The 23,621-nt window shown below is 57.0% G+C and carries 22 protein-coding genes; 13 read left to right on the top strand and 9 right to left on the bottom strand.

Annotated elements, in window-relative coordinates; translation table 11 throughout:
* A partial coding sequence (locus PFH44_RS13460) for a LysR family transcriptional regulator substrate-binding protein (RefSeq protein WP_283825246.1) occupies positions 1–765 on the top strand: 765 nt, incomplete at its 5' end.
* 39 nt (positions 766–804) lie between these two features.
* Here PFH44_RS13460 and PFH44_RS13455 read toward each other — a convergent pair.
* The gene (locus PFH44_RS13455; RefSeq protein ID WP_045856281.1) at positions 805–978 is read right to left on the bottom strand and encodes a YfgG family protein; all 174 of its coding nucleotides are present in this window, start codon (positions 976–978) and stop codon (positions 805–807) included.
* A 370-nt stretch (positions 979–1,348) separates the two neighbouring features.
* Between PFH44_RS13455 and PFH44_RS13450 the strand changes: the two genes are divergently transcribed.
* The gene (locus PFH44_RS13450) at positions 1,349–3,586 is read left to right on the top strand and encodes an EAL domain-containing protein (protein WP_283825245.1); all 2,238 of its coding nucleotides are present in this window, start codon (positions 1,349–1,351) and stop codon (positions 3,584–3,586) included.
* Positions 3,587–3,626: 40 nt separating this feature from the next.
* On the opposite strand, the gene ppx is transcribed toward PFH44_RS13450, so the two are convergent.
* The 4 genes from ppx to purM form a co-directional block, all read right to left on the bottom strand.
* The gene (gene ppx, locus PFH44_RS13445; RefSeq protein WP_045856276.1) at positions 3,627–5,159 is read right to left on the bottom strand and encodes an exopolyphosphatase; all 1,533 of its coding nucleotides are present in this window, start codon (positions 5,157–5,159) and stop codon (positions 3,627–3,629) included.
* 3 nt (positions 5,160–5,162) lie between these two features.
* Positions 5,163–7,223, bottom strand: coding sequence for a polyphosphate kinase 1 (ppk1, locus tag PFH44_RS13440; protein WP_045856273.1), 2,061 nt, complete (start codon positions 7,221–7,223; stop codon positions 5,163–5,165).
* A gap of 286 nt (positions 7,224–7,509) precedes the next feature.
* Entirely contained in the window at positions 7,510–8,151 is a 642-nt protein-coding gene (purN, locus tag PFH44_RS13435) for a phosphoribosylglycinamide formyltransferase (protein ID WP_041146691.1), read from the bottom strand.
* The gene (gene purM / locus PFH44_RS13430) at positions 8,148–9,185 is read right to left on the bottom strand and encodes a phosphoribosylformylglycinamidine cyclo-ligase (protein ID WP_283825244.1); all 1,038 of its coding nucleotides are present in this window, start codon (positions 9,183–9,185) and stop codon (positions 8,148–8,150) included. The genes purN and purM overlap by 4 nt, the downstream gene beginning before the upstream one ends.
* Positions 9,186–9,448: 263 nt before the next feature.
* Between purM and bglK the strand changes: the two genes are divergently transcribed.
* From bglK to PFH44_RS13405, 5 genes are all read left to right on the top strand, one after another.
* Positions 9,449–10,342, top strand: a complete 894-nt coding sequence (bglK, locus tag PFH44_RS13425) for a beta-glucoside kinase BglK (protein ID WP_283825243.1) — start codon at positions 9,449–9,451, stop codon at positions 10,340–10,342.
* 10 nt (positions 10,343–10,352) lie between these two features.
* The gene (locus PFH44_RS13420) at positions 10,353–11,783 is read left to right on the top strand and encodes a 6-phospho-beta-glucosidase (RefSeq protein WP_283825242.1); all 1,431 of its coding nucleotides are present in this window, start codon (positions 10,353–10,355) and stop codon (positions 11,781–11,783) included.
* A 182-nt stretch (positions 11,784–11,965) separates the two neighbouring features.
* Positions 11,966–12,592, top strand: a complete 627-nt coding sequence (upp, locus tag PFH44_RS13415; RefSeq protein ID WP_045856265.1) for a uracil phosphoribosyltransferase — start codon at positions 11,966–11,968, stop codon at positions 12,590–12,592.
* A gap of 95 nt (positions 12,593–12,687) precedes the next feature.
* Entirely contained in the window at positions 12,688–13,986 is a 1,299-nt protein-coding gene (gene uraA, locus PFH44_RS13410) for a uracil permease (RefSeq protein WP_283825241.1), read from the top strand.
* A 94-nt stretch (positions 13,987–14,080) separates the two neighbouring features.
* Positions 14,081–14,782: a DnaA inactivator Hda gene (locus PFH44_RS13405; protein ID WP_217698328.1), complete on the top strand. Its 702-nt coding sequence runs from the start codon at positions 14,081–14,083 to the stop codon at positions 14,780–14,782.
* Positions 14,783–14,826: 44 nt separating this feature from the next.
* Here PFH44_RS13405 and arsC read toward each other — a convergent pair whose 3' ends face one another.
* Both arsC and bepA read right to left on the bottom strand, forming a co-directional pair.
* On the bottom strand, positions 14,827–15,186 hold the full coding sequence (gene arsC, locus PFH44_RS13400) for an arsenate reductase (glutaredoxin) (protein WP_041146684.1): 360 nt from the start codon (positions 15,184–15,186) through the stop codon (positions 14,827–14,829).
* A 9-nt stretch (positions 15,187–15,195) separates the two neighbouring features.
* Positions 15,196–16,659 carry a beta-barrel assembly-enhancing protease gene (bepA, locus tag PFH44_RS13395; protein WP_045856259.1) on the bottom strand — a complete coding sequence of 488 codons (1,464 nt, stop codon included), beginning with the start codon at positions 16,657–16,659 and terminating at the stop codon, positions 15,196–15,198.
* A 225-nt stretch (positions 16,660–16,884) separates the two neighbouring features.
* On the opposite strand from bepA, the gene PFH44_RS13390 reads away from it, so the two are divergent.
* Positions 16,885–17,952: an AI-2E family transporter gene (locus PFH44_RS13390; RefSeq protein ID WP_045856257.1), complete on the top strand. Its 1,068-nt coding sequence runs from the start codon at positions 16,885–16,887 to the stop codon at positions 17,950–17,952.
* A 79-nt stretch (positions 17,953–18,031) separates the two neighbouring features.
* On the opposite strand, the gene bcp is transcribed toward PFH44_RS13390, so the two are convergent.
* Together bcp and PFH44_RS13380 are read right to left on the bottom strand one after the other, a co-directional pair.
* A complete protein-coding gene (bcp, locus tag PFH44_RS13385) occupies positions 18,032–18,502 on the bottom strand; it encodes a thioredoxin-dependent thiol peroxidase (protein WP_041146681.1) in 471 nt (156 codons plus the stop codon).
* Between the two features lie 3 nt (positions 18,503–18,505).
* A complete protein-coding gene (locus PFH44_RS13380) occupies positions 18,506–19,075 on the bottom strand; it encodes a glycine cleavage system transcriptional repressor (RefSeq protein WP_045856254.1) in 570 nt (189 codons plus the stop codon).
* Between the two features lie 153 nt (positions 19,076–19,228).
* Between PFH44_RS13380 and dapA the strand changes: the two genes are divergently transcribed.
* The 5 genes from dapA to PFH44_RS13355 all read left to right on the top strand — a co-directional run.
* On the top strand, positions 19,229–20,107 hold the full coding sequence (gene dapA, locus PFH44_RS13375; RefSeq protein ID WP_041146679.1) for a 4-hydroxy-tetrahydrodipicolinate synthase: 879 nt from the start codon (positions 19,229–19,231) through the stop codon (positions 20,105–20,107).
* A 16-nt stretch (positions 20,108–20,123) separates the two neighbouring features.
* The gene (bamC, locus tag PFH44_RS13370) at positions 20,124–21,158 is read left to right on the top strand and encodes an outer membrane protein assembly factor BamC (protein WP_283825240.1); all 1,035 of its coding nucleotides are present in this window, start codon (positions 20,124–20,126) and stop codon (positions 21,156–21,158) included.
* Positions 21,159–21,267: 109 nt separating this feature from the next.
* Positions 21,268–21,981 carry a phosphoribosylaminoimidazolesuccinocarboxamide synthase gene (gene purC / locus PFH44_RS13365; protein WP_041146677.1) on the top strand — a complete coding sequence of 238 codons (714 nt, stop codon included), beginning with the start codon at positions 21,268–21,270 and terminating at the stop codon, positions 21,979–21,981.
* A gap of 121 nt (positions 21,982–22,102) precedes the next feature.
* Positions 22,103–22,975, top strand: a complete 873-nt coding sequence (ypfJ, locus tag PFH44_RS13360; protein WP_045856246.1) for a KPN_02809 family neutral zinc metallopeptidase — start codon at positions 22,103–22,105, stop codon at positions 22,973–22,975.
* A gap of 12 nt (positions 22,976–22,987) precedes the next feature.
* A partial coding sequence (locus PFH44_RS13355) for a tRNA(Met) cytidine acetyltransferase TmcA domain-containing protein (RefSeq protein ID WP_283825239.1) occupies positions 22,988–23,621 on the top strand: 634 nt, incomplete at its 3' end.

Here is a 23,621-nt window from a genome sequence, read left to right as displayed (position 1 = left end):
CAGCTGGAGCAGTTTCTTCAGGCCCGGCTGGTGGAGCGCACCGGGCGAGGCGTGAAGGCGACGGCGGCCGGCCTGGCGCTGCTGGCCCACGGCGAACATATAGAGCAGGCGGTCAGCGCAGCGCTGCGGTCGGTCGGCGAGTTTAGCCATGAGGTCAGCGGCGCGATTGCCCTCGGTACCGGGGCGACGGCCTGTATTCATCTTTTACCCCCGATCCTGCAGCAGCTGCGCGAGGGCCACCCGCTGTTGACGGTGGGCGTGACCACCGGAAATACTCTCGATATTGTCCGGGCGGTGGAAGAAAACCGGCTCGATCTTGGGCTGGTGACGCTGCCGGCGAACGGGCGTTGCCTGGCGGTCACCCCGATTATCGATGAGGAGTTTGTGTTTATTTTTACCAGCGACGGCCTGCCGCCGCCGCGGCTTACGCCGGACGTTCTGCAGGCCCTGCCGCTGATTGCCTTTGAGGCAGGAAGCGGCACCCGGGCGCTGATTGACGGCTGGTTTCATGCCGCAGGCCTGGCGATTGCGCCGGTGATGCAGCTTGGGAGTATCGAGGCGATCAAGCGCATGGTGCGCGCCGGGCTGGGCTACAGCATCGTGCCGCGTATGGCGGTGGACGCCGCCGAGGATCGTCGCGGGCTAAGCGTTCACTCGTTGACGCCATACCTTCATCGCCAGCTTGGCGTGGTGATGCGTCAGGATAAAATCCTCAGTAAAGGGATCGCCGAAATGTTGCGCCTGCTGCGGCAACTCGGAAGCTGAACGGACATCGGATACGGCGAACGGCTGGTGACGGCGAGGCTATTCTCGGGTCGGCGTGACAACCGGAGCGGTGGTTTGCTGCGACTCTTTTTTGTCCTGATGATGGTACCAGGCACCGATAGAGGAGTAGACGAAACGTCCAAAGAAAAAGATAAAGCTGATAAGCAGTACGATACGGGTCATGCGACGGTTAAATCGATGTCGTTTACGCATACTGGGTGCCTGACTCACAAAAGGTTCCTTAAAGTATACCCATAACATGGGCGTTAGGCGTATTAAGGCACAGGAAAGGGGCGGGGTCAATTGATGAGGATGTAAAAGTGCCGCGGCCAAAGCATTACTTAATGTTATATAACATAATCATTGCATTTACATGGTTTCTTTTTCCAACGGCCATTGGCAAAAAAATAAGCTTTATTAATATTAGCTAAATGATTTCTTGATTTATATCAACAGTCTGTTTTCGTTGATAACTAGAATCTCCAGCCAGTTCCGCGTCATTATTCCTTACGCGGTTGAGATGGTTGGGTTGGATGCCTGCCTGAATATACCCTGCTGGAGTTTGGGTTATCGTAGAGCATCTATGAGCATAATTAATCTGTACAGACAATATCGGGACAAGTGGTGGGCGCTGCCGCTGGTGTTACCCACTCTCTTACTTCCCCTGGCGAGATGGACAGATACCTACGCTGAGCTGAACGGTAATGAAGTGCCTCTTTACTATTTACCGCTGGCGCTGGTATTGAGCCTGATGCTGTTTTTTGGCTGGGACGCGCTGCCCGGCATTATCATCGGGCTGTGGTGCACGGTGGCCCGTGATATGGCTCCGGAAGAGGCGGTCGGCGTTATCTTCCACTTTCTGATCCCGGTGGTATTGTGCTGGGGCGGCTACCGTATTTTTGTCCCGCGCAGGCAGCAGATCTCGCACGGTAACGTCGGCCTGATGCCGCAGAGGCTGTTCTGGCAAATGCTGCTGCCGTCGGCGATATTCCTCGTGCTTTCCCAGTTTGCCGAGTACCTTGGCCTGCATCCTCGCGCCACGGGCCTGATCGGTATTGACCCCTTTAGTTTACGATCGCTAATCACTTTCCAGGCGCTGATGGTCGGGTGTTTAACCGGCGTACCGCTGTGCTATTTCCTGCTGCGCATTATTCGTAATCCATTACATATACGCGGATTTATTTCGCAAATTCGCCTGCAAATTGACCCCAAAATAAAGCGGATGGAGTTTGTTTTCTGGGCGCTCACGCTGTTAATGTTATTAGTACTATTATTAATACCCTTGAGTAATACCAGTACGATATTTAGCACAAATTATACATTATCATTACTTATGCCGGTGATGCTGTGGGGAGCGATGCGCTTTGGCTATCGCTTTATCGCGATGGTCTGGACCCCGGTATTAATTCTTATTATCCATTTTCATTACCGCTATTTGCCGTTGTCGATGGGCTACAATAATCAGCTGGCTATCACCTCATCCAGCTACCTGGTGTCCTCGTTTATTATTGCCTATATGGCCATGCTGGCGACGCAGCAGCGGCTGATCCACGCGCGCGTGCGGCGAATGGCGTTTCTCGACCCGGTGGTGCATATGCCGAATTTACGCGCGCTAAGCCGGGCCCTCGAAAGCTCGCCGTGGTCGGTGCTGTGCTTTTTGCGCATTCCGGAGCTGGAGCTGCTGGGGCGGCACTACGGGGTTATGCTGCGCATTCAGTACAAGCAAAATCTGGCGGAACACCTTAGCGCCTTGCTGCAGCCGAATGAGGCCGTTCACCATCTTGCGGGGCACGACCTGGTTATCCGCATGAACTGCGACGATCGCAAGGCGCGAATCGACGCGCTGGATAAGCACCTGAAGCAGTTTCGTTTTGTCTGGGATGGGATGCCGCTGCAGCCCGCGGTGGGCGTGAGCTACTGCAGCGTGCGCTCGCCGGTGAAGCATCTGTATTTGCTCTTAGGCGAGCTAAATACCATTGCCGACATGTCGTTAACCAGCGGTCACCCGGAAAATATGCAGCGTCGGGGCGCGATCCACGTTCAGCATGGGCTAAAGGATAAGGTGGCGATGATGAACCAGATCCTGCAGGCGCTGGAGCTGGGCCGTTTTCGCCTGATGGCGCAGCCGATAGTCGGGATCCGCGGCGATAGCTACCATGAAGTGCTGCTGAGGATGGTGGGCGAGAATGGCGAAATTATCAATCCGGATAGCTTCCTTCCGGTCGCCCACGAGTTTGGCCTCGCTTCGCGGATCGATCTGTGGGTGCTGGAAAATACGCTCTCCTTTATGAACCAGCATCGGCATACTCTTCCGGGCCTGCGGCTGGCGGTGAATCTGTCGCCGGTATCGGTGAGCCGCGGCCAGTTCCCGCAGGAGGTGGAGCAGCGGCTGGCGCGCTACGGGGTTGAGCCCTGGCAGCTGATATTCGAGCTGACCGAAAACCACTCGTTGAGCAACCCGGAGCAGGCGCGACAAACGCTGGCCCATTTACAGGCGCTGGGCTGCCGCGTGGCGATCGATGATTTCGGTACCGGCTATGCCAGCTACGCGCGGCTGAAAAGCCTCAACGTCGACCTGCTGAAAATTGACGGCAGCTTTATTCGTAATTTGGTCACCAGCAGCCTCGACTATCAGGTGGTGGCCTCGATTTGCCATCTGGCGCGGATGAAGAATATGCAGGTAGTGGCGGAGTACGTTGAAACGGAGGAGATTCGTCAGGCGGTGATGTCGCTGGGTATCGACTACATGCAGGGCTATGAGATTGGCGAGCCCGTGCCGCTGGAGACGCTGGCTAACCTGGACGTGCCGAAGGCGGTTTGACGGGTAAAACAGGCCGGACGCAGAGCGCCCGGCCGGCCTGTTAGCTATCGGGCTCTTCTTCGGCAATCTTCAGCAGCCAGTCTGGCACGCCTTCCCAGTACTGCTGCTCTTTTTCCAGATCGAGCAGCACCAGCGCATTTTGGCTAAACCAGTCGTGCGGGAACACCAGCGTCCAGTGGTTGGCTTCGGTCTTCAGCGTCAGCGTCGGCGGCGTTGTCGTCGCCTGGCGCTGGTTGTTGAGCAGAATGCCGAGGCGTAAGAGCTGAATAAGCGGCAGGAACTGCTTTTTCTTAAACAGCGTAAAGCGCGGCAAATCGTCGAGCTTGATGGCCTTGCGGTGATAGCGCACCAGCGTGGCCATCAGCATCTGCTGCTCCTGATTGAAGCCCGGCAAATCGCTGTTCTGCAGAATATATGCGGAGTGGCGATGCATACCGCTGTGGTTAATATTCAGCCCCACTTCGTGCAGCATGACCGCCCATTTCAGCAGCGCCGAGAGGTTCGGGTTATCCAGCTTAGGGTTCTGATCCTGCCACTGCTCAAAGATATGGGTGGTGGTCTCCAGCACCCGACGCGCCTGTTCGCGGTCGATATTGTACTGGTTGGCCAGGCTTTGCGCGGTGCGGCTGCGGATATCCTGATGGCGGAAACGGCCCTCCATCTCGTACAGCACGCCTTCGCGCAGCGCCCCGTCCGACAGGCGCAGCTCTTTGATGGCCAGCGCATCGAACACGCCGCACAGAATAGCCAGCCCTGGAGCAAATACCGCTTTGCGCTCTTCAGAGAGGCCCGGCAGGCTAAGCGAGTCGAAGTTTTTATACTTCAGCAGCTCGGCGACCAGCATTTCAAGGCGTTCAGGCGTGATAAAGCCGTCCTTCTCGCCCATGGCGATCAGCACTTCCTGAGCGGCCTTAATGGTTCCGGAAGCGCCCAGCGCCACGGTCCAGCCCTGGATGCGGAACTGCCACGCCAGGGTTTCCAGCTTTTGCACCGCCGACAGGCGCGCGCGCTGGAAATTCTCTTTGTTGATAATGCCGCCCGGGAAGTAAATCTGCGAGAAGCTGACGCAGCCCATTCTGCGGCTTTCGACCAGCCGCGGTTCGAAATCTTCGCCGATGACCAGCTCGGTTGAGCCGCCGCCGATATCAATCACCAGCTTGCGGCCACGCTCGGGCTGAGTATGCTCAACGCCCATAAAAATCAGGCGCGCCTCTTCGTTACCGGAGATTATCTCAATCGGATAGGGGATAACCTGCTCCGCGCGCTTGAGAAACTCGGCCGCGTTCGTCGCCTGGCGTAGCGTATGCGTACCAACGATGCAGACGCTGGCGGGCGCAAAGCCCTGCAGGCGTTCGGCAAACAGCGACAGGCAGCTAAGCCCGCGCGCAATCGCCTCTTCGCTGAGCACGGAGTTTTCATCCAGGCCGTCGGCCAGATGAACCCGCTGTTTAAGGCGACCGATGATCTGCATTGCCCCGTCGACGACACGGGCGATCACCATATGAAAACTGTTTGAACCAAGGTCGACCGCAGCAAACTCCTGGGGCCGAGGGGCTTTTTCGTTTATAGGCATAGGTTAATCGGGCTGTTCGAGTGATTTGAGATAGTCATAGATCGCCATCTGAGCGCGAACTTTACGGCGGTTGCCGCGCGGCACGTAGCTGTTACTCAGTTCTTTATCAAGATAGCGTGCTTTCACCGTGTCGTTGAACAAGATGTCAAAAATATCCAGCACCCGCTGCTTCAGACGCGGGTCAAGCAGCGGCGCGGCGACTTCGATACGGTAGTCGATATTGCGCGTCATCCAGTCAGCGGAAGAGAGCCAGACCTGCTTATCGCCACCGTTTTCAAAGACATAGACGCGGTCGTGCTCAAGGAAGCGGTCGACGATGCTGGTAACGCGAATGTTGTCGCTAATCCCCTCAAGACCCGGGATCAGGGAGCACATGCCACGGATTAACAGGTTAACGGCAACGCCGGAGCTGGAGGCCGCGTAGAGGCGGTCAACCAGGCCCTTATCGACCAGGTTGTTCAGCTTAAGGGTGATCCCGGAAGGCTGGCCGTTCTGGGCGTTAGCAATTTCGCGATCGATCATCTCATACAGCAGGCGGCGCGAGTTCTGCGGCGACACCAGCAGATAGTCAAAGCTAACCGGACGATATGGGTTTTCGATAAAGTTGAACACGCGACGAACTTCATTGGTAATTCGCGCATCGGCGGTTAACAGGGAGTAGTCGGTATACAGGCGCGCGGTTTTTTCGTTGAAGTTACCGGTGCCGATATGGGCGTAGCGCACAACCTCGTCGCCCTCTTTACGCGAAATCAGGAACAGCTTGGCGTGGATCTTCAGCCCAGGGGCGGAGAAGATAACGTGCACGCCGGCTTCCGTCAGGCGCTTCGCCCAATGTATGTTGGCCTCTTCGTCAAAGCGCGCCTGCAACTCGACCACCACGGTGACTTTTTTACCGTTGTGGGCGGCGTGGATCATGGAGTCAATGATCCGCGAGTCTTTGGCGACGCGGTAGATATTGATTTTGATCGCCAGCACGCTGGGGTCGAAGGAGGCCTGGCGCAGCAGCTCCAGCACGTGCTCAAAGGTGTGGTACGGGTAGTAGAGCAGCACGTCGCGTTCGCGAATGGCGTCGAAACCGTTGCGGAACTTATCAAACCAGGTGTGGCGCAGGCGCGGCAGCGGCTTGTTGACCAGGTTGGCTTTGCCGACGTTCGGGAAGCCGATAAAGTCTTTAAAGTTGTGGTAACGGCCGCCCGGCAGCATCGAGTCATAGCGTGAAATCGAGAACATGGCCCGCAGCATTTCAACCATGGTGTCCGGCATGTCGCGCTGATAAACAAAGCGTACCGGCTCGGCGGTGAGGCGCTGTTTCAGGCTGGAGGACATCAGCTCCATCAGGCTCGATTCCATCTCGTGCACCAGATCGTACTCTGCGTCACGGGTCATTTTCATCGAGTAGGCGTTCAGCGAGTCGTAATCGAAGAAGCCTTTAAAGATATCATCCAGGCAGTAGCGCAGAATGTTATCAAGCAGGATCATTGGCTTGCGGCGGCGCGGGGCTTCCGGCGGCAGGTTAACAAAGCGCGGAACTTTATCTGACGGAATTTCCAGCAGGGCGTAATTAATGGTGTCGCCGCGAATGATTTCCACCGCCAGATAGGTGTAATCATCTTTCAAAAACTGGATCAGGTCCGTTTCGCGGTTAATCAAAATAGGGGTGATGTGCTGGCGCAGGTACTGCTTAAAGTAGTTGCGCAGCCAGGACTGCTGGTTGACCGACAGCTGGCGTTCGTTAATCAGGAAGATCTGATTTCGCGCCATCTCCAGCAGCAGCTCATTGTAGAGGCTGTCAAACTCCTGGTCGGCCTTCAGCACCCGGGCCTGGATTTTACCTAATAAGTGGCGAGAATGGGCGGTACTACCTTGCTCTTCACTGATGATGATGCGGCGCTTAAGTTCAGCGAAGCGCACTTTATAAAATTCATCGAGGTTGTTGGAGTAAATGCCCAAAAAACGCATGCGCTCAATCAGCGGGTTGCTCTTATCCGCGGCTTCCTGAAGTACGCGTTCATTAAAGGATAACCAGCTGAGTTCTTTCTCGATGTATAGCTTTTCCTGGCCCATTACAACTCACACTCCGGTTGATTGATGTTGCTTTTTCATTATGGCGAGCTTTGCCATTGAATGTCCAACTATGTCAAAGAAGTATGACAGTTTTCTTTCAACGCGCTGCGAAGAAAAGGCGGTCGCTTTCCTTTGCTTATTCTGTGTGCAAAAAACGCTGATTCTGATGCTTGCTGCCGTACGCCGGACGCAAAAAGGCATCCGTCGCCCGGTCTTCTGGCGCCGCTAAGCGGTGGCCGCGGGGGCAAAAAAAAACGCCTCTGACGGATGTGAGAGGCGCTATCGATTACTCTTCTGCCGCATATCCCTGCGGCGGCAGAGGCGCATCGTCAAGCCAGGCCTGACCGCCCTCCATGCGCAGACGACCGTCGACAAACCAGCTGACGACGAGCGGGTAAATGGCGTGTTCCTGAGCCTGTACGCGGGCGGTAACGTCATCTTCGCTATCGCCGGCGAAAACCGGAACTTTGGCCTGCAGAATAACCGGGCCGCCGTCCAGCTCATCGGTGACGAAATGCACCGAGGTTCCGTGCTCCTCATCGCCGTTTTCCAGCACCTGGCGATGGGTATGCAGCCCGGGATATTTAGGCAGCAGGGAAGGGTGGATATTCAGCAGCCGCCCCTGGTAGTGGGCGACAAACGCCGGACTCAGAATGCGCATGTAGCCCGCAAGCACCACTACATCCGGCGCGTAGGCGTCGATCTCGTGCATCAGCTCGCGATCGAACGCTTCACGATTGGCGAACTGGCTGGCGGTGAGCGCATGGGTCGGAATACCGGCCTCACGCGCGCGTTCAAGGCCGAAAGCATCGGCCTTGTTGCTAAATACCGCTCGCAGGGTGCCGCCGATCTGTTTCCGCGCGCAGGCGTCAATCATTGCCTGCAGGTTACTGCCGCTACCGGAAATCAGCACCACGATGTTTTTCATTCAATGACCACACGCTGTTCGGAATCAGAGGCTTTGATATAGCCTATTTTCCACACGTTTTCACCTTTTTCGTTCAGCAGAGCGAGGGCGCTATCGACGGCTTCCGGCGGCAGCGCGATGACCATGCCGACGCCGCAGTTGAAGGTCCGATACATTTCGTGGCTGCTGACGTTGCCAGCAGTTTGCAGCCATTTGAAGACTTCCGGCCACTGCCAGGAGGACTCGTCGATCACTGCCTGGGTGTTATCCGGCAGTACGCGCGGGATATTTTCCCAGAAGCCGCCGCCAGTCAGGTGAGCAATCGCGTGAACTTCGACGTTAGCGATCAGGTCCAGCACCGATTTTACGTAGATGCGGGTCGGCGCCAGCAGATGGTCGGCCAGTGACGCACCGTTCAGGTCGGTGGTCTGCGGGTCGACGCCGCTGACTTCAATAATTTTACGCACCAGCGAGTAGCCGTTGGAGTGCGGGCCGCTGGAGCCCAGCGCGACCAGCACGTCGCCGTCGGCAACTTTGCTGCCGTCGATAATTTCTGATTTTTCTACAACCCCGACGCAGAAGCCCGCGACGTCATAATCATCGCCATGGTACATGCCGGGCATTTCTGCGGTTTCGCCGCCAACCAGCGCGCAGCCTGACTGCAGGCAGCCTTCGGCGATGCCGCTGATAACGCTGGCCGCCGTATCGACGTCCAGTTTGCCGGTCGCATAGTAGTCGAGGAAGAAAAGCGGCTCAGCGCCCTGAACCACGAGGTCGTTTACGCACATGGCCACCAGGTCGATACCGATAGTGTCGTGACGCTTGAGGTCCATTGCCAGACGCAGCTTGGTGCCGACGCCGTCAGTGCCGGAGACCAGAACCGGCTCGCGGTATTTCTGCGGCAATGCGCACAGTGCGCCGAATCCGCCCAGTCCACCCATCACTTCCGGGCGGCGGGTTTTCTTCACCACACCCTTAATACGGTCGACGAGCGCGTTGCCTGCATCAATATCTACGCCGGCATCTTTATAGCTGAGAGAGGTTTTATCGGTCACTGCGAAGTCTCCACACATTTGCGGTAGCAAGAAAAATCGGCGCAATTCTAACAGGGATAGCAAACGTTTGCGAGCCTGCTTTACAGTCGGCGTTAAACGGCGGTGAGATGGACAAATTTGATACTGTTCACGAAAATGAAACCGGGTACATTCTTGTTCTTGCCTCGGCGCGCCAGAATGATCATCATGCCACTGAAACCGGTTTCTCTTTTTATTTAAGCGAGCCGAACGACGGTATCAAGAGGATTCAGGAGGGGGGAAGGATGGTAATTGCCGCATTTGATATTGGTGGCACGGCGCTAAAAATGGGCACGATGACCGGTACCGGCGAGCTGCTGGAGAAGGGAAAACAGCCTATTCGCGACAGCGACGGCGAGCAAATTTTGCAGGCCATGCTGGCGTGGATTGCCGCGCATCCGGAGTGTGAAGGGGTGGCGATCAGCGCGCCCGGCTACGTTAATCCACACACCGGCTATATCGAAATGGGCGGCGCTATCCGCAGATTCGATAATTTCGCTATCAAAACCTGGCTTGAACAACGGATCCGACTTCCCGTCGCCATTGAAAACGACGCTAACTGCGTGCTGCTGGCCGAGCGCTGGCAGGGCAAAGCCGCCAATATAAGTGATTTTCTGGTGCTGACGATTGGCACCGGAATCGGCGGGGCTATCTTCTGTAATGACCGGCTGGTGCACGGTGCGAGCTTTCGCGCCGGCGAATTTGGCTATATGCAGACCCAGCGTCCGGGCACCCGCGACGTTCGTCGCTACTCAATGAATGAGAACTGTACCCTGCGCGTCTTGCGCCAGCGCTACGCCGCGCATTTCGGCAAAACGCTGGAAGAGGTGACCGGGGAAGAGATATTCGATCGCTACGACAGGGGCGATGCGACCTGTCATCGGCTGGTGGCCGAATTCTTTAACGGCCTTGGCACCGGCCTTTATAACCTCGTCAACGTGTTCGATCCGCAGACTATCCTCATCGGCGGCGGCATCGTGGAACGTCCGGGCTTTTTGACGCTGCTGCGTGAACATCTGGCCTGGTTTGGCATTGCAGACTATATCGACACCGTTAGCCACGGCAACGACGCCGGGCTGATTGGTGCCGTTTACCATTTCAATCAGCAATACCGATCGCCGACTGGCGATCGCTCATAAGGAAGAGAACATGTCTGGATTTAAAGAAGGTTTTCTGTGGGGCGGCGCGGTTGCGGCGCATCAGCTGGAAGGTGGTTGGCAGGAGGGCGGCAAGGGCGCGAGCGTTGCCGACGTGATGACCGCAGGCGCCCACGGCGTGGCGCGCGAAATTACCGACGGCGTGGTGGCGGGTAAAAATTACCCTAACCATGAGGCGATTGATTTTTATCATCGCTATAAAGATGACATTCAGCTGTTTGCGGAAATGGGCTTCAAATGCTTTCGTACCTCTATTGCCTGGACGCGTATTTTCCCGCTGGGCGACGAGCAGGAGCCGAATGAAGCCGGGCTGCAGTTCTATGACGATCTGTTCGACGAGTGCCTGAAGCACGGGATTGAGCCGGTTATTACGCTCTCCCACTTCGAGATGCCTTATCACCTCGTGCGCGAATACGGCGGCTGGCGTAACCGTAAGCTGATTGATTTCTTCGTGCGCTTTGCGCAGGTGGTGTTTAAGCGCTATCAGCATAAGGTGAAGTACTGGATGACCTTTAACGAGATCAACAACCAGGCAAACTTCCACGAAGACTTTGCGCCGTTCACCAACTCGGGGCTGAAGTTCCTGCCGGGTGAGGATCGCGAGCCGGTGATGTATCAGGCCGCGCACTACGAGCTGGTTGCCAGCGCCCTGGCGGTGAAAGCCGCGCGGGAGATTAACCCGGCGCTGCAGATCGGCTGCATGATTGCGATGTGCCCCATTTACCCGCTCTCCTGCGCGCCGGACGATATGATGATGGCGATGAACGCCATGCACCGCCGCTACTGGTTCACCGACGTTCACGTGCGCGGTAAGTACCCTCAGCACCTGCTCAACTACTTTGAGCGCCGCGGCTTTGCGCTGGATATCACCGAAGAAGACCGCGTGGCGTTGAGCGAAGGCTGCGTTGACTATATTGGCTTCAGCTATTACATGTCGTTCGCCACTAAGGCTACCGAAGATAATCCGCAGCTGGATTATGATGAGACGAAAAGCCTGGTCTCAAACCCGTACGTGCAGAAATCGGACTGGGGCTGGCAGATTGACCCGGTTGGGCTGCGCTACTCCCTGAACTGGTTCTGGGATCATTACCAGCTGCCGCTGTTTATTGTTGAAAACGGCTTTGGCGCTATCGACGTGCGCGAAGCTGACGGCACGGTAGACGACCAGTACCGCATTGATTATCTCTCCGCCCATATCGCTGAAATGAAAAAAGCGGTGGTGGAAGACGGCGTTGACCTGATGGGCTACACCCCGTGGGGCTGTATCGACCTCGTCTCTGCCGGAACCGGCGAGATGAAAAAGCGTTACGGCTTTATCTACGTCGATAAAGACAACGAAGGGAACGGCACCCTGGCCCGCAGCCGCAAGAAATCTTTTGCGTGGTATCAGCAGGTTATCAGCAGTAACGGCGAAACCCTCTAAACCGCCCGAAAGCCCCGTGAAACCCCGCCTGCGCGGGGTTTTTTTATTTTGATTTATACTGGCTCAGGCAGCGCAAAGCATTTTGGTTGATCCCGGTCAAACATATCGGCTATGGCGCAAATGGGAAAAAGCGGTATAATCCCGCGATTTTTTTTGTGGCTGCCCCTCAGAGGAGAAAGAGAATGAAGATTGTGGAAGTGAAACACCCACTCGTCAAACACAAGCTGGGCCTGATGCGCGAGCACGACATCAGCACCAAACGCTTCCGTGAACTCGCCTCAGAGGTTGGTAGCTTACTAACTTATGAAGCCACCGCCGACCTGGCGACCGAAAGGGTCACCATCGAAGGCTGGAATGGCCCGGTTGAAGTTGAGCAGATCAAAGGTAAGAAAATTACCGTCGTGCCTATTCTGCGCGCCGGCCTCGGCATGATGGAAGGCGTTCTGGAACACGTCCCGAGCGCGCGCATCAGCGTCGTTGGCATCTACCGCAATGAGGAAACCCTCGAGCCGGTACCTTACTTCCAGAAGCTGGTCTCCAATATCGACGAACGTATGGCGCTGGTGGTTGACCCGATGCTGGCAACCGGCGGTTCGATGATCGCCACTATCGACCTGCTGAAAAAAGCGGGCTGCTCAAGCATCAAGGTGCTGGTGCTGGTTGCCGCTCCGGAAGGGATTGCCGCGCTGGAGAAAGCGCACCCGGACGTCGAGATGTACACCGCGTCCATTGACCAGGGCCTCAACGAGCACGGATATATTATTCCCGGGCTCGGCGACGCCGGCGATAAGATTTTTGGTACTAAATAATTGCAGCATTAATAAGAAGCCGACTTTAAGAGTCGGCTTTTTTTTGAATAAAACACGCCAACAGCAACTAATAACGACACTCAGAGGAAAACACTATGACGCGCCGCGCAATCGGGGTGAGTGAAAGACCGCCGCTTTTACAGACAATCCCGCTAAGTTTGCAACATCTGTTCGCTATGTTTGGCGCAACGGTGTTGGTGCCAGTCCTGTTTCACATTAACCCGGCTACCGTTCTGCTGTTTAACGGCATCGGCACGCTGCTGTACCTGTTTATCTGTAAGGGCAAAATCCCGGCCTATCTGGGGTCGAGCTTTGCGTTTATCTCCCCGGTTTTACTGCTGCTGCCGCTGGGCTATGAGGTCGCGCTGGGCGGCTTTATTATGTGCGGCATGCTGTTCTGCATCGTCTCCTTTATTGTTAAAAAGGCCGGCACCGGCTGGCTGGACGTGATGTTCCCGCCGGCGGCCATGGGGGCTATCGTCGCGGTTATCGGCCTTGAGCTGGCCGGCGTCGCGGCGAATATGGCCGGCCTGCTGCCCGCTGACGGTCAGTCTCCCGATAGCAAAACCATTATTATCTCGATGGTGACGCTGGCGGTGACTGTCTTCGGTTCGGTGCTGTTCCGCGGTTTCATGGCTATCATCCCGATTCTTATCGGCGTGCTGGTGGGCTACGCGCTCTCCTTTGTGATGGGCGTTGTCGATACCACTCCCATCGCCGAGGCGCACTGGTTTGCGCTGCCGACCTTTTACACCCCGCGCTTTGAGTGGTTTGCGATTTTCACCATCCTGCCTGCCGCGCTGGTGGTGATTGCCGAGCACGTGGGGCACCTGGTGGTGACGGCGAATATTGTTAAAAAGGATCTGATTCGCGATCCCGGCCTGCACCGCTCGATGTTTGCCAACGGCCTGTCGACGATGATCTCCGGCTTTTTTGGCTCGACGCCCAACACCACCTACGGTGAAAACATCGGCGTGATGGCGATTACCCGCGTCTACAGCACCTGGGTTATCGGCGGGGCGGCGATTATCGCCATTCTGCTCTCCTGCGTCGGCAAGCTGGCGGCGGCGATCCAGATCATTCCGCTGCCGGTAATGGGCGGCGTATCGCTGCTGCTGTACGGGGTGATCGGCGCATCGGGTATCCGCGTGCTGATTGAATCTAAGGTCGATTACAACAAGGCGCAGAACCTGATTCTGACCTCGGTGATTTTGATCATTGGCGTCAGCGGCGCGAAGGTGCACATCGGCGCGGCGGAGCTGAAAGGCATGGCGCTGGCCACGATCGTTGGCGTCGCCCTGAGCCTGATCTTTAAATTAATTAGCGTCCTGCGTCCGGAAGAGGTGGTTCTGGACGCGGCTGATTCGGCTGATGACGCCGGGGCCAAACGCTGATCCTCCAGCCGGGCGGCGATCCCGCCCGGTTCTCTCCCGGCAGACTTCGTGCTAAACTCTTGGCGTTTTTCTGTCAGTCTATGATGAGGTCCATCTGAACGCACCGGCACAGCTCTCCCTGCCACTGTACCTTCCTGACGATGAAACTTTTGCGAGTTTTTGGCCGGGTGGTAATCCTTCTCTTCTCGCTGCCTTACAGAACGTTCTGCGGCAGGAGCATAGCGGGTACATCTATATCTGGTCGCGTGAAGGCGCGGGGCGCAGTCACCTGCTACATGCCGCCTGTGCGGAGCTTTCCCAGCGCGGCGATGCGGTGGGCTACGTGCCGCTGGATAAGCGTACGTGGTTTGTTCCGGAAGTGCTGGAGGGGATGGAACAGCTTTCGCTGGTTTGTATCGATAATATCGAATGCGCGGCCGGCGACGAGCCGTGGGAGATGGCGATCTTCAACCTTTACAACCGCATCCTGGAGTCGGGTAAAACCCGCCTGCTGATCACCGGCGATAGCCCTCCGCGCCAGCTCAATCTTGGCCTCGCGGATTTGGCCTCGCGCCTCGACTGGGGACAAATCTACAAGCTGCAGCCGTTGTCCGATGAAGACAAGCTGCAGGCGCTGCAGCTGCGCGCGCGGCTGCGCGGGTTTGAGATGCCGGAAGACGTCTGCCGCTTCCTGCTCAAGCGCCTCGATCGCGAAATGCGCTCGCTGTTTATGACGCTCGATCAGCTCGATCGCGCTTCTATTACCGCCCAACGTAAGCTGACCATTCCCTTCGTTAAAGAGATCCTTAAGCTCTAGCGAGCCGTTGGGATCGGCGCCATCATGACGATGGCGCATCCTGCTTAATTCACGATATCCAGCACCTGCTCCGGCGGTCGGCCGATCCGCGCCTCGCCGTGGCTGACGACGATAGGGCGTTCAATCAGCTTCGGGTTGTCGACCATCGCCTGAATCAGCGCATCTTCGCTGAGCTGAGGATCGGCAAGTTCCAGTGACTTATACAGATCTTCCTTCTGGCGCATCAGCTCGCGGGCGCTCACCATACCCAGCATTTTCAGCAGCTGGCGCAGCGTCGCCGCATCCGGCGGCGTCTCCAGATAGAGCACCACTTCAGGGTCGATACCGTTCGCCTTCAGCAGGCTCAGGGTGTCGCGGCTCTTGGAGCAGCGAGGGTTATGGTAGATTTTTACCGCGTCAGACATGGGGTCTCCTTACATTTTTTGATATGGGCGGAAGCGTTCCTGCAGCTGGCGCAGCTGATCGATGCGCGCATCGTAGCGAGCCTGCTGCAGGCTGCCCAGCTTCACCTGTGAACTGGCGCTGCTGAGCAGCGAAATAGACTGTGCAAGCTGGCCGACCAGCGCCATACCTTCCGCACGGGCCGCCAGCTCCTGATCGCGATTGCCGAGGGCCGCTTCCGCCTGCGCCAGCAGGTCCCAGCCGTTGCCATCGTCTTTATTATTGAAGGTGTAGCGGTTAAGGATATTCGCCGCCTCCGCCGGCTGCCCGCCCTGCAGGTAAGCGTTGGCGAGGTTCAGCTGCAGTACCGGGTTGGTGCGGATTTCGCGAGCGTTCTTCAGGCGGTTAATCGCATCGGCCGTTTTTTTCTGGCCAAGGTCAATATCGGTTGCCAGATCGAGATACCAGGCATTTTGCGGATCGGCGCTCAGCAGGGGCTGCAGGGTTTTACGCGCCAGATCGTAGTTATTGCTGCCCATCGCCAGCAGGGCGCGGCCGTACTGCGCGGCGTGCTGCTCGCGGATATTGCCTTTAGCCCACGCGTTCAGCAAATCATCGCCGAGCTTGTTGTCTCCGTTGTTATACATTCCCAGCGTTCGCGCCTTGGCCATATAAAAATCGGCCGACGATTGCACCACCACCGGGCGCATCTGGTTTGCGCGGTTGCGGGCGTCGGACAGGCGGCTTTCCGGCAGCGGGTGGGTGAGCAGCATTTCCGGCGGCCGGGTGGAGTAGCGCGACTGGTCGAGCAGCTTGCTCATAAACGCCGGCATCGCCTGCGGATCGAACCCGGAGCGCTGCAGCACCTGAATCCCGATGCGGTCGGCCTCTTCTTCATTCTGGCGGGTAAAGCTGATTAATCCCTGCTGGGTACCGGCCAGCGTGCCGGTGAGCGCGGCCATACCGGCCTGCGGGCTGGCCATCGCCAGCAGAATCGAGCCCAGCGCGCCGACCCAGGTCAGGGGGGCGTTGCGCTTTTGGTCTTCCATCGCGCGCGCGAGGTGGCGCTGGGTGACGTGCGAAATTTCGTGCGCCATGACCGACGCCAGCTCGCTCTCCGTATCCGAGTAGCGGAACAGGGCCGAGTGCAGCACGACGTTGCCGCCAAAGAAGGCGAAGGCGTTAATCTCGTCGTTGTTAATCAGGTAGAAGTGGAAGGGCGTTCGCACCGAGTTGGCGTGCGCAACCAGGCGCATACCTAATCCGTTAATGTACTGCACCAGCAGCGGGTCGTTGATCAGCGGAGCGCTGCCGCGGAGCTGGCGAACGTAGTAATCCCCCATCTGCATTTCCTGACCGATGGAAAGCGTGCTTCCTGCAGAGGTCCCCATATCCGGCAGGGTATCTGCGGAGTCAGCAAAAGCAGGTAAAATCGAACCCAGCGTCAGCGACGCTATCACGGTTGCTACCAGCGTTTTCTTTAACTGCCTGAACATAACCTCTGTCCTGTGTATGTGGGTGTGCCAGTTTGACCGGTAGGGCGGCGTAATGTTCCATTTCCGCGCGTCCTGCGAGTTTAGCTGTCGTTGACGCCGTTGAAAATATGATCTTGCTGCGGGAGGTCATGTTTGTGGTTTTGCTAATAAAAAGCGAAGTCTTTTTTGTGACATTTAGATACACTTCCTCGGGTTGTTGCGGTTTTGCGCTTCAGGGAAGGGTTTATGCTTGAGATGTTAATACAGTGGTACCGCCGTCGGTTCAGCGATCCGGAGGCGATAGCGCTGCTGGTTATTTTGCTGGCTGGGTTCGGCATTATGTTCTTTTTCAGCGGTCTGCTGGCGCCGCTGCTGGTGGCTATCGTGCTGGCCTATCTGCTGGAGTGGCCGACCGTCCGCCTTGAGCGCGTGGGGCTGTCTCGTACCTGGGCGACGTCGTTCGTTCTGATACTGTTTGTCGGTATTTTGCTGCTGATGGCCTTCGTGGTGATGCCCGTCGCCTGGCAGCAGGGTATCTATCTGATCCGCGATATGCCGGGCATGCTGAATAAGCTCTCCGATTTTGCCGCCACCGTGCCGCGCCGCTATCCGGCGCTGATGGACGCCGGGATTATCGACGCGATGGCGGACAATATGCGCAACCGCATGCTGACCGTTGGCGATTCGGTGGTGAAGTACTCCCTGGCTTCGCTGGTGGGCCTGTTGACGCTGGCGGTCTATCTGGTGCTGGTGCCGCTGATGGTTTTCTTCCTGCTGAAAGACAAAGAGCAGATGCTCAACGCCGTACGCCGCGTGCTGCCGCGTAACCGCGGGCTGGCAGGGCAGGTGTGGCAGGAGATGAATCAGCAAATCACCAACTACATTCGCGGCAAGGTGCTGGAGATGATCGTCGTCGGCGTGGCGACGTGGGTCGGCTTTATCCTCTTCGGGCTCAACTATTCGCTGCTGCTGGCGGTGCTGGTCGGCTTCTCGGTGCTGATCCCCTACATTGGCGCCTTCGTGGTCACCATTCCGGTGGTGGGCGTGGCGCTGTTTCAGTTCGGCGCGGGCACCGAGTTCTGGAGCCTGTTTGCGGTATACCTGATTATTCAAGGGCTGGACGGTAACCTGCTGGTGCCGGTGCTGTTCTCGGAAGCGGTTAACCTGCATCCGCTGGTGATTATTCTGTCGGTGGTTATCTTTGGCGGGCTGTGGGGATTCTGGGGCGTATTCTTTGCTATCCCGCTGGCGACGTTAATCAAGGCGGTGGTGCACGCCTGGCCGGACGGACTGGTGGTTGAAGAGGATAAATAGCGCGACGGCTTGACGAACCCGGTGCTAAAACGGACGCCGGGGCGGTGAAATGCCCCGGCGTCCTGCGTTCGATAAAACGTTAGCCGTTTTCTTTCAGCCAGTTCAGCACCACGTCGTGGTGATTGCTGGTTTTGAAGTTATCAAACACGTGTTCAACTTTGCCATCTGTATCAATCAGGAAACTAATACGGTGAATACCGTCGTAGGTTTTCCCCATAAACGATTTTTCGCCCCAGATACCAAACTGCTCGCAGACCTGATGGTTTTCATCAGACAGCAGCGTGAAGTTCAGCAGCTCTTTTTCGGCGAAACGGGAGAGTTTTTCTGGTTTATCCGTACTGATGCCCAGTACCTCAACGCCCGCTTTTTTTAAGTCATCCATATTATCGCGCAGGCCGCAGGCCTGGACGGTACAACCCGGGGTCATGGCTTTCGGGTAAAAATAAACCAGAACACGCTGTCCCTGGAAGTCGGTCAAATTTACTTCCTCGCCGTCCTGGTCTGGTAAGCTAAATTTCGGTGCAATATCACCGGCTTTCAGTGGATTCATTACTCAAACTCCATCCTGTTCATCATGCTGTGAATAATTAACGATGTTAATACTGCCTTGTGCATTGAGTTCTGTACATAGGGCTTTGAAGGCTTGTTCGATATTTGATGCATTTTGCGTAGCGGGACTGTGCGCCGTTATCTGGATGAACAGCTGGGCTGAATCGTCATCACTGCCGATCTGGGTACGAGAAACCAGCTCGGCGATATTCATATTCCACGCGTCAAACAGGGCGGTGAAGCGCTCGATAATATGCGGCGAGTCCGGTACCTCAACCTGGACCCAGACCGTATTTGGCATGGCCTGAGGCGGGCGAGCGGTTGTCCGTTTCATCACGATCAGCAGATCCAGCTCGGCACCTTTCAGCGGTAGAGTCGATTCAATCAGGTTAATCGCGTTCCACGTACCAGAAAGCAGCATGATAAACGTAAATTCGTCACCGAGCATGGCCAGCCGGCTGTCTTCGATATTACAGCCGCAGCTGCTGACGTGGCGGGTGATCGTATTCACGATGCCGGGACGGTCAGCGCCCAAAGCGGTAATAACCAGATAGTGTTGTAATGAGGCGGTCAAACCTGTTCTTCCTTTAAAAAGGTGAGGTAACATTAGGAAAGCATAAAAAAAACCGGCATACAACATCCCTGAAGGCATCGGGTCTCTTGCTTTTATTACGGCACCAAACGTAACATTGAGAATCTTGTTGCACTTCTGCTCTGAGGATGGCCCATGTTCACGGGAAGTATTGTAGCGCTTGTCACGCCGATGGATGAAAACGGTAACGTCTGCCGGACAAGCCTGAAAAAACTGATTGATTACCATGTCGCCAGCGGAACCTCGGCGATCGTTTCGGTAGGGACTACCGGTGAGTCCGCAACGTTGAGCCATGAAGAGCATGGCGACGTTGTGATGATGACGCTTGAGCTGGCCGACGGGCGTATCCCCGTTATCGCAGGCACCGGTGCAAATGCAACCGCAGAGGCGATCAGCCTGACCCAGCGCTTCAACGACAGCGGCATCGTTGGCTGTCTGACGGTAACCCCTTATTACAACCGCCCGACCCAGGAAGGCCTGTTCCAACACTTTAAAGCCATCGCAGAACACACCGACCTGCCGCAAATCCTGTATAATGTGCCGTCCCGTACCGGTTGCGATATGCTGCCGGAAACCGTCGGTCGTCTGGCGGAAGTAAAAAATATTATCGGTATTAAGGAAGCGACGGGGAACTTAAGTCGCGTTCATCAGATCAAAGAGCTGGTTTCAGACGACTTTATTCTGCTGAGCGGCGATGACGCCACCGGAATGGACTTTATGCAGCTGGGCGGTCATGGCGTGATTTCCGTTACCGCAAACGCTGCGGCTCGTGAAATGGCGGATATGTGCCGACTGGCTCTGGCCGGTCAATTTGCCGAAGCGCGGGCGATTAACCAGCGTCTGATGCCATTGCATACAAAATTATTTGTCGAACCCAACCCTATCCCTGTGAAATGGGCATGCAAGGCGTTGGGTCTTGTGGCGACCGATACGCTGCGCCTGCCGATGACGCCGATTACCGAAGACGGTAAGAAGGCGGTAACCGCAGCGCTGAAGCATGCCGGTTTGCTGTAAAGTTTAGGGAGATTTGATGGCTTACTCAGTACAGAAGTCGCGCCTGGCGAAGGTTGCGGGTGTTTCATTGGTCCTGCTTCTTGCGGCCTGTAGTTCGGATTCGCGCTACAAGCGTCAGGTTGGCGGCGACGAGGTTTACCTGCAAGCTACGCCGCTCAGCGAGCTTCACGCGCCTGCGGGGATGATCCTGCCGGTTCAGGCTGGCGATTATAATATTCCGGTTGCGACCAGCGCCGGCGCGGTGGGTAAAGCTCTGGACATTCGTCCACCGGCCCAGCCTTTGGCCCTGGTAAACGGCGCACGCACTCAGTTTAATGGTGACACTTCGACGCTGATGGTGGAGAACGGCCGCAGCGGTTCGCTGTGGGCGCAGGTCACCACCATTCTGCAGTCAAAAAACTACGTCATCACCAAACGTGACGATGCCAGCCAGACGCTGAGCACCGACTGGGTGGAGTGGAATCGCCTCGATGAAGACCAGCAGTACCGCGGTCGCTATCAAATCTCAGTTAAACCGCAGGGCTATCAGCAGGCGGTTGTGGTGAAGCTGGTTAACCTCGAGCAGGCCGGGAAACCGGTATCCGATCCGGCATCGCTGCAGCGCTACAGCACCTCTATGCTGAACGTCATTTCCGAAGGTCTGGATATGAACGCCACCAGCGCGCAGAACGCGGCGCAGAAAAACGCCGGTGCGACCTTCGACGTGCAGAGCGCCGCCGACGATACCGGTCTGCCGATGCTGGTTGTCCGCGCGCCGTTTAACCTCGTGTGGCAACGTCTGCCTGGCGCGCTGGAAAAAGCGGGCATGAAGGTGACCGACAGCACGCGTTCTCAGGGCAGCATGGCGCTGACCTATAAGCCGCTGTCTGACAGCAGCTGGCAGGAGCTGGGTGCCCACGATCCGCAGCTGGTCTCTGGTGACTACAAGCTGCAGGTCGGCGACCTTGATAACCGCAGCAGCCTGCAGTTCATTGACCCGAAAGGTCATACGCTGACCCAGTCGCAGAACGACGCGCTGGTTGCCGTATTCCAGGCCGCATTCGGTAAGTAATAAACAGGGCTGGAGCAATCCGGCCCTTTTTTCTGTATAGTGACGCAAACGTGTGCGTCGGCACAGAAACGCCTTTTTTATCGTCTATATCTTCACTGGAGTGACAAAGATGAACAAGCAAGCTGAGTTGTATCGTGGTAAAGCGAAAACCGTTTACAGCACCGAGAACCCGGACCTGCTGATACTCGAGTTCCGTAACGATACTTCAGCAGGGGATGGCGCGCGCATCGAACAGTTCGACCGTAAGGGGATGGTGAATAACAAGTTCAACCATTTCATTATGAGCAAGCTGGAAGAAGCCGGCATTCCGACCCAGATGGAAGCGCTACTTTCTGACACCGAGTGCCTGGTGAAAAAGCTGGAGATGGTTCCGGTTGAGTGCGTAGTCCGCAACCGTGCGGCCGGCTCTCTGGTTAAGCGTTTGGGCATCGAAGAAGGTATTGAGCTGAATCCGCCGCTGTTTGACCTGTTCCTGAAAAATGATGCGATGCACGACCCGATGGTCAACGAGTCCTACTGCGAAACCTTCGGCTGGGTGAATAAAAAGAATCTGGCCCGCATGCAGGAGCTGACCTTCAAAGCGAACGACGTGCTGAAAAAGCTGTTTGACGACGCGGGCCTGATCCTCGTCGACTTCAAGCTGGAGTTTGGTCTGTTTAACGGCGAAGTGGTGCTGGGCGACGAGTTCTCGCCGGACGGCAGCCGCCTGTGGGATAAAAATACCCTCGACAAAATGGACAAAGACCGCTTCCGTCAGAGCCTCGGCGGCCTGATCGAGGCCTACGAAGAAGTGGCCCATCGTCTTGGCGTTAAGCTCGACTAATCCTCCTTTCGCCAGAAGGTAGCTCTATCTTCTGGCGCTCTTCTTGTTGTTTCCAGTGGTAATCCTGCGCCGAACCGCCTACGATCTCTCATATTCGAGAACTTGATGAATTGAGGTGCCTATGCGCTGGCAAGGGCGTCGCGAAAGCGACAATGTAGAAGATCGACGTAATGAATCCGGTTCGCCCCTCGGCGGCGGCGGTGGCGGTTTCCGTCTTCCCAGCGGGAAGGGCGGTATCGTTCTGCTGATTATCGTGCTGGTTGCCGGCTATTACGGCGTGGATTTGACCGGCATGCTGACCGGAGAGCCGGTTTCACAGCAGCAAACCACCACCCAACGCTCCATCAGCCCGCAGGAAGAGCAGGCCGCGAAGTTCACTAAGGTGATCCTTGCGGATACCGAGGACACCTGGGGCGCCATCTTCCAAAAGATGGGCCGTCAATATCCGCAGCCGAAGCTGGTGCTCTATCGCGGCGCGACGCGGACCGGCTGCGGTACCGGCCAGTCGGTGATGGGGCCGTTCTACTGCCCGGCCGACAGCACGGTCTACATCGACCTCTCGTTCTACGATGAGATGAAAAGCAAGCTCGGCGCGGACGGCGATTTTGCTCAGGCCTACGTGATTGCGCACGAAGTTGGGCATCACGTGCAGAAGCTGCTGGGCATTGAATCCAAAGTGCGCCAGCTGCAGCAGAACGCGTCGCAGGCTGAAGTTAACCGCCTGTCGGTGAAAATGGAGCTGCAGGCCGACTGTTTTGCCGGCGTCTGGGGCCACAGCATGCAGAATCAGGACGTGATGGAAACCGGCGATCTGCAGGAGGCGCTGAATGCCGCAGAGGCCATTGGCGACGACCGCCTCCAGCAGCAAAGCCAGGGGCGGGTCGTCCCGGACAGCTTTACCCACGGCACCTCCCAGCAGCGCTATACCTGGTTTAAACGCGGTTTTGACAGCGGAGATCCGGCGCAGTGCAATACGTTTGGTAATGCGCTCTGACCGCTACCCTGGATGGAAGAAATCCTTAACCTGACGGCCCGGATGGCGCAGCAGGGCATTCGTCGCCTGCTGGTGCTCAGCGGCGACGAGGCGTGGTGCCTGCAGCAGGCGCTGGCGCTGCGGGAACGGCTGGCCGGGGATGGCCTGTGGATCTCCCCCCAGCCGATGCCGGCGCCCTCGGGCACTCCCGGCGCCCTGAAGTCTCTGCTCGGGCGCGAATACCAGCACGCTTTTTTTGACGCCCGCAGCGGCTTCGACGTGGCGGCGTTTGCCGCCCTGTGCGGCACGCTGCGCGCCGGAAGCTGGCTGGTGCTGCTGGCCCCTCCTTTTGCACGCTGGCCGATGCAGCCGGACGCGGATTCGCTGCGCTGGAGCGATGCCCCGGACCCTATCCCAACCCCCAACTTTGTGCAGCGCTTTTGCCAGCGGATAGGCGCGGCTAAAGAGGCGCTGGTCTGGCAGCAGGGTGAGGCGCCGGGCCTGCCGGATGCCGCGTCTCGGCCCCTGTGGCATCCCGCTGACGGCCGCCCTCAGGCGGAACAGGCGGCTATCCTTGCCGAGCTGGCCGCTTTCCCTCCCGGTATTGCCGCGGTGACCGCCGAACGCGGGCGGGGGAAATCGGCGCTGCCGGGGAGGCTGATCCGCC

Source organism: Klebsiella sp. Ech2A (genome assembly GCF_030078455.1).
GTDB lineage: Bacteria > Pseudomonadota > Gammaproteobacteria > Enterobacterales > Enterobacteriaceae > Klebsiella > Klebsiella terrigena.
The sequence above is the reverse complement of the archived record's forward strand: the minus strand, read 5'-3'. Positions and strand labels throughout refer to the sequence as shown.